Annotated in this window: 11 protein-coding genes, 3 tRNA genes and 1 other RNA gene; all 15 read left to right on the forward strand. The window is 51.3% G+C overall.

The features are described 5' to 3' along the window. Positions 1-729 (forward strand): phytanoyl-CoA dioxygenase family protein (locus tag OXG87_23590; protein ID MCY3872540.1); only part of this gene is annotated, 729 nt, incomplete at its 5' end. Between the two features lie 100 nt (positions 730-829). Continuing rightward, on the forward strand, positions 830-1,264 hold the full coding sequence (gene tadA, locus OXG87_23595; GenBank protein MCY3872541.1) for a tRNA adenosine(34) deaminase TadA: 435 nt from the start codon (positions 830-832) through the stop codon (positions 1,262-1,264). A gap of 6 nt (positions 1,265-1,270) precedes the next feature. Further along, a tRNA-Ser gene (locus OXG87_23600) sits at positions 1,271-1,360 on the forward strand. A 60-nt stretch (positions 1,361-1,420) separates the two neighbouring features. After that, positions 1,421-1,510, forward strand: a tRNA-Ser gene (locus tag OXG87_23605). Between the two features lie 19 nt (positions 1,511-1,529). Next, positions 1,530-1,901 carry a cyclophilin-like fold protein gene (locus OXG87_23610; GenBank protein ID MCY3872542.1) on the forward strand — a complete coding sequence of 124 codons (372 nt, stop codon included), beginning with the start codon at positions 1,530-1,532 and terminating at the stop codon, positions 1,899-1,901. 2 nt (positions 1,902-1,903) lie between these two features. Further along, a tRNA-Ala gene (locus OXG87_23615) sits at positions 1,904-1,979 on the forward strand. A gap of 57 nt (positions 1,980-2,036) precedes the next feature. Then, positions 2,037-2,305: signal recognition particle sRNA large type (gene ffs / locus OXG87_23620), an RNA gene on the forward strand. Positions 2,306-2,357: 52 nt separating this feature from the next. After that, a complete protein-coding gene (gene dnaX, locus OXG87_23625; protein MCY3872543.1) occupies positions 2,358-4,079 on the forward strand; it encodes a DNA polymerase III subunit gamma/tau in 1,722 nt (573 codons plus the stop codon). A gap of 42 nt (positions 4,080-4,121) precedes the next feature. After that, positions 4,122-4,448, forward strand: coding sequence for a YbaB/EbfC family nucleoid-associated protein (locus OXG87_23630; GenBank protein MCY3872544.1), 327 nt, complete (start codon positions 4,122-4,124; stop codon positions 4,446-4,448). Positions 4,449-4,493: 45 nt separating this feature from the next. Then, positions 4,494-5,087, forward strand: a complete 594-nt coding sequence (recR, locus tag OXG87_23635) for a recombination mediator RecR (protein MCY3872545.1) — start codon at positions 4,494-4,496, stop codon at positions 5,085-5,087. Continuing rightward, positions 5,088-5,729, forward strand: a complete 642-nt coding sequence (pgsA, locus tag OXG87_23640) for a CDP-diacylglycerol--glycerol-3-phosphate 3-phosphatidyltransferase (protein ID MCY3872546.1) — start codon at positions 5,088-5,090, stop codon at positions 5,727-5,729. A gap of 29 nt (positions 5,730-5,758) precedes the next feature. Continuing rightward, the gene (locus OXG87_23645; protein MCY3872547.1) at positions 5,759-6,238 is read left to right on the forward strand and encodes a phosphatidylglycerophosphatase A; all 480 of its coding nucleotides are present in this window, start codon (positions 5,759-5,761) and stop codon (positions 6,236-6,238) included. Next, complete coding sequence (gene thpR, locus OXG87_23650; GenBank protein ID MCY3872548.1) at positions 6,208-6,783, forward strand: RNA 2',3'-cyclic phosphodiesterase; 576 nt, start codon at positions 6,208-6,210, stop codon at positions 6,781-6,783. Before OXG87_23645 ends, thpR begins: the two co-directional genes overlap by 31 nt. Positions 6,784-6,928: 145 nt before the next feature. Beyond that, positions 6,929-7,945 carry a recombinase RecA gene (recA, locus tag OXG87_23655; GenBank protein MCY3872549.1) on the forward strand — a complete coding sequence of 339 codons (1,017 nt, stop codon included), beginning with the start codon at positions 6,929-6,931 and terminating at the stop codon, positions 7,943-7,945. A gap of 144 nt (positions 7,946-8,089) precedes the next feature. Then, positions 8,090-11,035 (forward strand): hypothetical protein, encoded by a 2,946-nt coding sequence (locus OXG87_23660; protein ID MCY3872550.1) that lies wholly within the window; start codon positions 8,090-8,092, stop codon positions 11,033-11,035. Positions 11,036-11,139 lie beyond the last annotated feature (104 nt).

An 11,139-nucleotide genomic window follows, 5' to 3' on the forward strand; every position in this document is an offset into this window, starting at 1 on the left:
TATGTGCTGGTGTCGGGATTGATTCCAGAAGAGACAATTGCCAATGCGGAAGCTGCGATGTGGTCTGTGCTCGAGATGGATCGGGATGATCCGGCTTCGTGGTCTCCTTTGCCAGATGAAATAGATGGGGTGACGACAATCGCCCGCCAGGGGGTGATTGAACATTTTGGGGTTCGTGATCCCGCGTTGCTGGCTTGTTGTACGCCCGCATTTTACGAGGCGCAGAGCCAACTGGTTCGGGAGAATGCCGATGCCTTTCACTGTCGGAAACCACAGCCCGAGGCTGTGTGGGCACGCAGTGTATTTCCGGTTTCGAGAGGCTGGAATTATCTCAGTGGGCACGTCGATGGTGGACATCGACCTTTTGATGTTTTTCCAGGGTCATTCCGGGTTTCCTCTCTGACTTATCTCGATTCTGGTGTTGCGCAAGGTGGTGGGACCGCGGTCTGGCCAGGGACACATCGGAAGTTCAGCGAGATGGCAGTGCAGGATCCTGATCGGTATCAAATGCTGTCGGATTTTGCGAAACCGCAACAAAGGTTCGATCTGGGAGAGCCGATTGAGTTGAGGCCGTCCCGAGGCGATGTCATGTTTTTTCATTATCTGTTAGTACACTGTGGATCCCTCAATACAAGCAATAAACCGCGTTTTGCCCTCCGCTGGATGTGTACCTGTGACGCCTGTCGCATCTGGGAAAAGTATGGCAAGTGGAATATCTGGATGCCCTGATGTTGATGGTTGACTCGCTGTGGGGAAACCCGTATATTTTTTTCTCTATGACCAGTGTTGTTTTCGCGGGGTGTCCGTGCTGGATAATGACCTGACAGGCATGAAATTCGCGCTCGAAGAAGCCCGCGTGGCAGCGAGCGAGCATGAAGTGCCTATTGGTGCTGTTGTGATGCACAATGGCGAGGTAATCGCACGCGATCACAATCGCATTGTCCAGCTTAATGATCCCACCGCGCATGCCGAAATGCTCGTTATTGGGCAGGCGACGAAAAAGTTGGGCGTTCGGTGGCTAAATAACTGCGTGCTTTACGCAACACTGGAACCCTGTGCGATGTGTGCAGGTGCTATGGTGCTTGCCCGATTGTCCCGGTTGGTTTTTGGCGCGAGTGATCCCAAAACCGGGGCTTGCGGATCCCTGAGAAATATTGTGGAAGATACACGTCTGAATCATCGCCTATATGTGCGCCGAGGCGTTTTAGAAGATGCGTGTGGTCAGGTGTTGCGGGCGTTTTTTCAAACTTTGCGCGAAAAATAAATATTTGGAGAGGTGCTGGAGTGGTCGAACAGGCCGGTCTCGAAAACCGGTGTACCCTCACGGGTACCGTGGGTTCGAATCCCACCCTCTCCGCCAAAAAACAAGCACACAGGTACCTGTGTGAGAAAATCATAGCTGATCGCTTACAGCTATATTGGAGAGGTGCTGGAGTGGCCGAACAGGCATGACTGGAAATCATGTGTATCCTTACGGATACCGAGGGTTCGAATCCCTCCCTCTCCGCCAAAAATAGTACGAGGTTGTTATGCCGCATCCGATTCGCATTACAGTTGGCGATATTGAACTCGACGCCGAGTTAAATGATTCGCAAACAGCAGACAAAGTTCGCGAGGTTTTGCCGCTGGATTGTTCGTTTAATACATGGGGCGATGAGATTTACTTTGCAATTCCCGTTCAAGCGGGTCCCGAAGATGCATGTGAAACTGTGGCGTTGAACGACCTCGGATATTGGCCGCCGGGTCATGCGTTTTGCATTTTTTACGGTCAGACCCCGGCCAGTCATGGAGATGAAATTCGTCCGGCAAGTCCCGTCAATATTATCGGACGGGTGCTGGGCGATGCCACGGTGCTCAAATCTGTTTCGGGAGCGCGCAATATCGTGGTTGAAGCGGTTTAGGTGGGGCTGTAGCTCAGTTGGGAGAGCGCTAGAATCGCACTCTAGAGGTCGTGGGTTCGACTCCCATCAGCTCCACCAAAATATGTTGTTAAGAGGCGAGAGGGGAGATCCCTCTTGTATCTCACTGTTTTCAGGTCGTGCTAGACGGGGAGATAGCGGTGCCCTGTAGCCCGCAATCCGCTATAGCGGGGTCGAATTCCACGTCTGAGAACCGGTATTTTGGATCGCGGTCGATGAGTAGGCAGCGTTGATCGTCAGGTCCTGCGCAACGTGCCTATGCCGAACCCCGTCAGGACCGGAAGGTAGCAGCGGTAAGCAAATCGGTGCGTGTGCCGCAGGGGCACCTGACAGGAGCCAGCGCTCGTTGAACGCCCTGGGGTAGCGGTTCGAAGCGCGGTGCACGACCTTTTTTTCGGGATGGGGGCTGGGGTTGGAAAGGCCCCCTTTGGAGTTTTTATGTCTTACACGGTAATGGCCCGAAAGCGAAGGCCACAGGCGTTTGAAACAGTGGTAGCACAAAGCCATGTGACCACCACATTGCAAAATGCCATTCGGCTGGGGCGCGTGGCACAGTCGTACCTGTTTTCCGGGCCGCGGGGCACGGGTAAGACCACGACGGCGCGATTGCTCGCCATGGCACTTAATTGCGAGCAGGGGCCAACGGCTGAACCGTGTGGGGAATGCGCTTCGTGTGTTGCGATTCGCCAGGGCAACAGCATGGATGTGCTGGAGATTGACGGGGCTTCGAACCGCGGGATTGATGAGATCAGGCAATTGCGCGAAGAAGTGGGGTATGCGGCTTCGCAAGGCAAGCGCAAGGTTTATATCATCGACGAAGTACACATGCTCACTACTGAGGCTTTTAATGCCTTGCTCAAAACACTCGAAGAACCGCCAGCGCATGTTGTTTTTGTATTTGCAACGACCGAAGCTCACAAAGTGCCTGAAACCATTTTGTCCCGGTGTCAGCGCTACAATTTTCGGCGCATTCCTCCCGTGGCAATTGTCGAAGAGCTCAAAATGGCTGTGGATGAAGAAGGCGTAACAGCGGAAGAATCCGCTCTGTTTTTGATCGCTCGAAAAGCCGATGGGGGCATGCGCGATGCACTGAGTTTGCTGGATCAGGTCATTGCATTTTCAGATGCTGATATTACGGAAGATGCCATACAGAATTTACTGGGCTTGATTCCCCGAGATGTGTATTTTGACCTGACGCAGGCTATTGTGGATCGGGATGGTGCCCGCGCATTGGAGATTGTTGATGAATTGACACGCGAAGGCAGTGATCTGGGTGAATTTGTGGCGGGGCTGATGGCGCATTTTCGACATTTGCTCGTTGCCTGTGCCGCGGGAGATTTAACAGATGAAAATTTGCCAGAAGCTGACCGCGTGCAGTATGCAGAGGTCGCCGCGGAATTCGAAGAGGCAGATCTCGTGCGCATGCTCAATGCTGTGAGTGAACTCGAAACGCAGATTAGTCGGGTAACTGAGCCTCGATTCTGGCTCGAATTGACGGTTATGAAGCTGGTGCAGATGACGTCAAGTGTAGATTTGCAGGTTTTGATTGGTCGATTAGAACAACTCGAGCGGGGGTTGAAAAGCCGGGGGACGGCTACTGGAACGCGACGGTCATTGCCCAGACCTGCACCACAGCAGAAAGCGACATCATCTGGACCAGACACGCGCGTCAGGGGAGAGCGTGAGAAGTTACCACCGCCAACAACGGCTTCCAAATCTTCACCACCGCAACAGAGGGACAATGGTCGTCCCGTGGCAGAACAGCCACAAGAAGAAATACCGCCAGTGCCAGATGTATCCTCAGAAGAGCCGCCAGACTTTTCTGTTATAAAAGATAAGTGGGAGCAACTTGTACAGGCGGTGAAGAATGAAAAGATGTCTTTGGGGACATTTTTGGCCGAAGGTCGTCCACAATCAATGGATGGGCGACTTCTGGTGGTGGCTTTTCAAAAGAACCTCGAATTTCACGCCAATCAGGTGCGACGCGGACGCGCTCAGGTGGAAGAAGTTGCCCGCGGTGTTTTTGGTGGTACAGTCACCATTTCGTGTGAGGTTGTTTACGAGGATAATAAAGAGCAAATAGTTGAGGTGAAGGGTGCAGAAGAAGATGAGCGCGTGCAGATGGTGATGCAGGTGTTTAGTGGGGATGTGATCAGGTAGGGGTTGCTGCGTTGGGAACATTGCTTTTTGAGGAGATAGAGTATGGCAAAAGGTATGGGTGCGATGATGAAGCAGGCCCAAAAGTTGCAGGCTAAGCTGGCCAGGGTGCAAGAAGAGCTGGGAGCAAAAGAGGTAGAGGCAACTTCGGGTGGGGGTATGGTGACTGTAAGGGCGAGTGGGCATCAAGATATTTTGTCTGTAAAAATTAATCCCGAAGTCGTTGATCCGGAAGATGTGGAAATGCTGGAAGACCTCGTGCTGGCGGCGGTTCAGCAGGCGCGTCAAAAAGCTGCGGACATGGCCGAGGCAGAAATGCAGAAAGCCACAGCGGGCCTCATTCCGCCCGGCATGAATATGCCGGGGTTCTGAGATTGGAAAAGCGAAGTCCTCGCGCTATAGTTTTTGGAGTTTTCCATGGCATCAGAGGCCGTTGAAAAATTGATTTCCGCTTTGAATCGGTTGCCCGGGGTCGGCGCTAAAACAGCACGGCGTCTCGCGCTGGAGATGTTGACATGGGATACGGATGAGGTGCGCGAACTCGCCGATTTGATGGTGGATGTCAAGACCCGTGTGCGGCGGTGCTCAATTTGTTTTAATTTGACCGAGGCTGAGCCGTGTTCTGTGTGCAGCGATACGCGTCGAGATCGTTCCAGTGTGATGGTGATTGATTTTATCGGCGATCTGCTGGCATTTGAGCGCACCGGGCTTTATCGAGGGCTTTATCACGTACTGGACGGGCGTATTTCGCCCCTGGATGGTATTGGTCCAGAAGATTTGAATATTGCCCAATTGCTCCAACGCTTGCGCCAGGGGGAAATTCGAGAAGTCATTCTCGCCAATGGTCCAACCGTAGAGGGCGATGCCACAGCACAATATCTGTCTCAGTGTTTGGCTCCATTTGAAGTATCTGTCACACAAATTGCACGCGGGTTGCCAGTGGGCAGTGATCTCGCCCTGGCCGATCAGGTGACACTGTCTCGCGCGCTGGAAGGCCGTCGGGAGTATTAGATGCCCCAGGTAAATACCATAGAATCGAACCGGATGACAATGCCTGAGCCGCAGACCCCAAATCGGTTGTGGACAGTGCCAAATGTCTTAACGGTGTCACGTCTGCTGCTTACGCCAGTGTTTTTGCTGTTGATTTTTGCCGCCAACTGGTATTTCAAAATCCTCGCGTTGCTCGTCTTTGCTGTGGCCTCGTTGACTGATTTCTACGATGGGCGCATTGCGAGGCGCGATGGTACAGTGACGAACTTTGGTCGCTTTATGGATCCGCTGGCCGATAAGTTGCTGGTATCTTCGGCGTTGATTGCATTTGCGCGTTTGGGCATGGTTGAAGCATGGCTTATCGGGGCGATGCTCGTGCGCGATGTCGTGATTACGGGATTGCGCATTTTTGCGATTCGACGGGGCAAACCCGTGGTGACCTCCCAACTTGCAAAGTGGAAAACCATGCTGCAATTGGTGCTTGTTTTTGGCATTTTGATCTTTATCAATGTGCGCGTGGTCGAAGCTGAATTGGCCGCCCAACCAATTGTGCTCGTAGGCGATATTTCTTATTGGGTTTTAAATGTCCTGGTGGCTGTTGTGACCCTCGTTGCTGTTGTTTCAGGCGTTCGGTATTTAATTGAAAATCGCAAGACATTTTAAGGCGAGCGAATAGCTAACCGCTCATATCTATGACAGATTTTCGGCCTCCTGAGCCATCGTTTTTTGTCCGGTTGATTGCAACCGGCTTTTTTTCTGGCTATTCGGGTTTTGCCCCGGGAACAGCCGGGTCAGGCGTGGCATTGGTGATTTATTGTCTGTTGCCACCATTGAACGCGTGGGCGTGGGGGCTGCTGCTGATCGGATTGTTTTTCGTGGGGGTTTATACATCCGGGGCCTGCGAAAAATCCTGGGGTAAAGATCCCAGACGTGTAGTGATTGACGAGTTTGCAGGATTTTTTGTGACAGTAAGTCTGCTTCCGCAGTCGGTGTTGGTGGGCATTGTTGGCTTTGTCGTGTTTCGCATACTGGATATTATTAAGCCACCACCCGCCCGACAGGTCGAGGCATTGCCCGGTGGGTGGGGTATTGTGGCCGACGATGTGGTTGTGGGCATTTATGGACATTTAATTCTAATATTATGGCTGGCATTCGCACCTTTGTCGCTTTAGAAATGCCCGTTGCTGTTAAACGGCAAGTCGTTTCTGTGGCGCGTCACTTGAGCCATTTGAGCCAGATGCGCTGGGTAAGATCTGAGGGCGTACACCTCACCCTCAAATTTTTAGGTGATGTGGAAGAAAATCGCGTTGCGGATATTGTTTCAGCCGTGCAGCAGGTCGCCTCAAAATTTCAACCCTTCGCGTTGTCAACTGCGGGGTTGGGTGGTTTTCCGCGCCTTGAAAGTGCACGGGTGTTGTGGTTGGGCGTTGAAGGCGACCTGGGACAGCTGAGGATATTGCAAGATCGGATTGCACAGAAGCTCGAAGACCTGGGTTTTGAGCGGGATCGACGTCCGTTTTTTGCTCATGTGACGGTGGGGAGAGCGCGTCGTAAGCCGGTTCGCGTGACTGCGGAAAATTCAAAAAAGTGGCGTGCGGTAAATTTTTCCGTTGATCGCGTCTCGGTGATGAAGAGTACATTGCGTCCCGAAGGTGCTGTTTACACGCCTTTAGGATACGGAATGTTCGAAGGCGGAAGGGCCGGTTCAGATCGCTAAATTGTTTCTTGACGTATATACAAATGTTCACTATACTTGTCACACATTGTGCGGTGCAGAATACGAGAGGGGCTGCGCCGTGATCCCAAACCTTTTGTAAGGAGAGATTCAGATGGCCAAACGCAATATTAAAGGTACGCAACAAATGGATGGCAAGCAGCAAGCAATAGACAACGCTATTGCCCAAATCGAAAAGCAATTTGGACAGGGGGCAATTATGCGCCTGGGAGGCGAAGATGGGCAACCCCTTGTCACAGAAGTTATTCCAACAGGTTCTCTAAGCCTGGATGTTGCATTGGGCGCTGGTGGCGTTCCCCAGGGAAGAGTGGTTGAAATATTTGGTCCTGAAGGATCGGGCAAGACGACCTTGATTTTGCACATTATTGCCGAGGCTCAAAAGCTCGGTGGGGCAGCGGCGTTTGTCGATGCAGAACACGCATTGAATGTGGAATTGGCCGAGCGTCTGGGCGTAGATATCGAAAATTTATTGATCGCCCAGCCCGATACGGGTGAAGAAGCACTCGAGATTACAGATACCCTCGTGCGCAGTGGTGCTTTTGAGGTCGTGGCTTTAGACTCTGTGGCTGCTCTGGTGCCGCGTGCAGAACTCGAAGGTGAGATGGGTGATTCTCACATGGGCCTGCACGCTCGTTTGATGTCTCAGGCTTTGCGCAAACTCGTCGGATCAATCAGCCAGTCTAAAACCTGTGTGATCTTTGCCAATCAGATTCGCATGAAGATCGGTGTGATGTTTGGCAATCCCGAAACGACTACCGGGGGCCGCGCGCTTCCGTTTTACGCAACGGTGCGTATGGATATTCGGCGCATTGGTTCTATTAAAGACGGGCAGGAGATTGTTGGCAATCGCGTTCGGATTCGCGTGGTAAAAAACAAGATGGCACCGCCTTTTAAGGAATGTGAAGTCGATCTGATGTTTGGCGAGGGTATTTCCAGAGAGGGCAGTTTGATCGATATGGCCGAATTGCACGGGATTATCAAGAAGAGTGGTACCTGGTTCTCTTATGGGGATGACCGGCTTGGTCAAGGGCGCGAAAATGTCAAGCGTCATCTGGGAGAGAACGCGGATTTATCTGCAAAAATCGAACGCGAGGTGCGCGAGATCGTGGGGCTTCCCGTCTCGATTGAGGAAGAACCCGCTTAAGTATGTTGTTGACATCTCAATTTTCTCTAATTTAATTTATTAAATGATGTTACGTATGTTCAAAAGACTGGGAATCTTTGCTGGTGACAATTCTATTTTTTTATTTTTCCAGGCCTTTAGAGAAATTGGGAAAGGATGTTGCAAATGTTTTTGAACAACGGAATAGCGTTTATTGCTGCTCTTGTGTTGCTGTTATGCATGGGGCAACCCTCTGCTGCTTCTAATGCTGCGGCTACTGTTGCGCAGTCTGCAGATGCGGATCTCAACGGCGATGGGATGGTTGGTTTTGCAGATTTTTTGATCTTTGCAAGCCTGTTTGGGGCGAATCAAGGCGATGACAGGTTTGACGCCCGGGCCGATCTGGATGGGGATGGTGCGATAGGTTTTGGCGATTTTTTGATCTTTGCCAATGCCTTTGGCTCATCTGACTCTGGCGGTGGTAGCCCTGATCTCATTGTTATAGCGCCTTCGGTGAGCGACACCCTGCTGATGCCTGAGCAGATGTTCACGCTGAATGCGACGGTGCGCAACCATGGGAATGCACAAGCCTCTGAGACGACGCTGACGTATTACCAATCGACCGACGCGGCGATTTCGACAGGTGATACAGAGGTTGGCACAGGTGCGGTGGGCGGCCTTGTCGCTTCTGGAACCAGTGATAAATCAATCAGTTTGAATGCCCCATCGAGTGCCGGTATGTACTATTACGGTGCCTGTGTGGCGAGCGTCAGTGGTGAGAGCAATACGGATAATAACTGCTCAGATGGAGTGAGCATTACGGTTAGCGATGGTGGAGACGGTGGTCAAGGCAGTGATGGTGGAACGACCTTCGATCTGGATAGGAACAATAATCCGCAAGATATTCTCTATGCCAACGACCGATTCTATGTACTTGATCTGGAGGGTACAAGAATCTATGGGTATAGGAGTGATGGTCAGCGCGATGTGGCGGGAGACTTCCGTCTGGATATCGGGGACCCGCAGAGTATCACCTTTGCCAACGACCGATTCTATGTGGTTGGTGACGGGGATGATAAGGTCTATGGGTATGGGAGCGATGGTCAGCGCGATGCTGCTGCAGACTTTGATCTGGGTATCAGTGATCCGAGAGGTATTACCTTTGCCAATAACAGACTCTATGTGGTTAATGACGGGGATGATAAGGTCTATGGGTATGGGAGTGATGGTCAGCGCGTTGCAGATGCAGACTTTGATCTGGGTATCAGTGATCCGAAGGGTATCACCTTTGCCAACGACCGATTCTACGTGATTAATGACGGGGATGATAAGGTCTATGTGTACACGAGTTCCGGTCAGCGCGTTGCAGATGCAGACTTCCGTTTGTTTACCGGTGATCCGAGGGGTATCACCTTTGCCAACAACCAATTCTATATCGTTGATTTCTGGAATGATAAGGTCTATGGACACGGAAGTGACGGACGGCGCGCTTCTGCTGCAGACTTCGATTTGCATAGCAACAACACTCCGCAGGGTGTTACCTATGTCAACGACCGATTCTATGTGCTCGATTCGGATGATGGAAAGGTCTATGGGTATGGGAGTGATGGTCAGCGCGATGCGGATGCAGACTTCGACCTGGTTAACAGTGATCCGTTTAGTATTACCTATGCCAACGACCGATTCTATGTGCTTGATGCCTCGGATGTAAAGATTTATGTGTACACGAGTTCTGGTCAGCGTGTTGAGGATGCGGACTTCGACCTGGCTGGCAACAACAATGATCCAGCGGGGATCACCTATATCAACGACCGATTCTATGTGCTTGATCCCACAGGTGAAAAGGTCTATGTGTACACGAGTTCTGGTCAGCGCGATGCGCTTGCAGATTTTAATCTGGCTAACAGTTCTCCGTCGGGTCTCACCTATGTCGACAATCTATTCTATGTGCTTGATTCCGCGGATGAAAAGGTCTATGTGTACACGAGTTCTGGTCAGCGTGTTGCGGCTGCAGACTTCGATGTGGCCATCAGTTCTCCAGTGGGTCTCGTCTATGTCAACGACCAATTCTATGTACTCGATATCGAAGGTGCAAAGGTTCATTGGTACAAGAGTGCCGATCCAGTTCCCGATCTAATTGTTGTATCGCCGTCAGTGGACAATATCAGCCCGAATCTCGGCGAGTCCCTCAGTTTGAGCGTTGCGGTTCGCAACCAGGGCGCGGGTTCTTCGGCTGCGACGTCCCTGCGCTACTACCTTTCAACCGATGATACGATTACAACGGGTGATACAGAGGTTGGCACGGGTGCCATAGGTAGTCTCAATGCGGGAGATACGAGTGCCCAGTCGATTGACTTGAATGCGCCATCGAGTGTGGGGATATACTACTACGGCGCGTGTATCCAAAGCGTCAGTGGAGAGAGTAATACCGATAACAACTGCTCGAATGAGGTGCGTGTCTCGACTGCAAACTTCGTTCTGGATAGCGAAAATACTGATCCGGAAGGTATTACCTATGCCAACAACCGATTCTATGTGGTTGATTCCAGGGATGCAAAGGTCTATGCGTACACGAGTGCTGGGCAACGTGATGCAGGCGCAGACTTTGGCCTGGATAGTAATGGTCCGGAAGATATCATCTATGCCAACAACCGATTCTATGTGCTTGATCGGGGAAGTGTGTCTGATCGGGGAGATGAAAAGGTTTATGCGTACACGAGTTCTGGTCAGCGCGATGCGGCTGCAGACTTCAATCTGGATAGCAATAACGGTACTCCGTCGAGTATTACCTATGCCAACGACCGATTCTATGTGGTTGATTTTTTGACTGCAAAGGTTTATGCGTACACGAGTTCTGGTCAGCGCGATGCGGCTGCAGACTTCGATCTGGCTGAAAACAATATTAATCCGTTTGGTATTAGCTATGTCAACGACCGATTCTATGTGGTTGATAACGGAGATGACGGGGGTGATCAGGTCTATGTGTATATGAGTTCTGGTCAGCGTGATGAGGATGCAGACTTCAATCTGACTAATACTGATCCGTTTGGTGCTACCTATGCCAATAACCTGTTCTATGTGGTTGATAACGTGGATGACCAGGTCTATGCGTACACGAGTTCCGGACAATAACGCACGGGGAACCTGAGCAAGAAATCGCATTTTAGGCTTTGACAACAGAGTGGGTTTGCCTATTTTAATACCTGCTCTGTTGTTCTTTTTTAGCGAGAAATTGT

The organism is Gemmatimonadota bacterium (genome assembly GCA_026706845.1).
Lineage (GTDB): Bacteria > Latescibacterota > UBA2968 > UBA2968 > UBA2968 > VXRD01.

Excerpts from the sequence above, each read along its gene's own strand:
- recA (MCY3872549.1), top strand. The coding sequence starts at position 6,929 with ATGGATGGCAAGCAGCAAGCAATAGACAACGCTATTGCCCAAATCGAA.
- OXG87_23610 (MCY3872542.1), top strand. The coding sequence starts at position 1,530 with ATGCCGCATCCGATTCGCATTACAGTTGGCGATATTGAACTCGACGCC.
- tadA (MCY3872541.1), top strand. The coding sequence starts at position 830 with ATGAAATTCGCGCTCGAAGAAGCCCGCGTGGCAGCGAGCGAGCATGAA.
- OXG87_23630 (MCY3872544.1), top strand. The coding sequence starts at position 4,122 with ATGGCAAAAGGTATGGGTGCGATGATGAAGCAGGCCCAAAAGTTGCAG.
- pgsA (MCY3872546.1), top strand. The coding sequence starts at position 5,088 with ATGCCCCAGGTAAATACCATAGAATCGAACCGGATGACAATGCCTGAG.
- thpR (MCY3872548.1), top strand. The coding sequence starts at position 6,208 with ATGGCTGGCATTCGCACCTTTGTCGCTTTAGAAATGCCCGTTGCTGTT.
- OXG87_23660 (MCY3872550.1), top strand. The coding sequence starts at position 8,090 with ATGTTTTTGAACAACGGAATAGCGTTTATTGCTGCTCTTGTGTTGCTG.
- OXG87_23645 (MCY3872547.1), top strand. The coding sequence starts at position 5,759 with ATGACAGATTTTCGGCCTCCTGAGCCATCGTTTTTTGTCCGGTTGATT.
- recR (MCY3872545.1), top strand. The coding sequence starts at position 4,494 with ATGGCATCAGAGGCCGTTGAAAAATTGATTTCCGCTTTGAATCGGTTG.
- dnaX (MCY3872543.1), top strand. The coding sequence starts at position 2,358 with ATGTCTTACACGGTAATGGCCCGAAAGCGAAGGCCACAGGCGTTTGAA.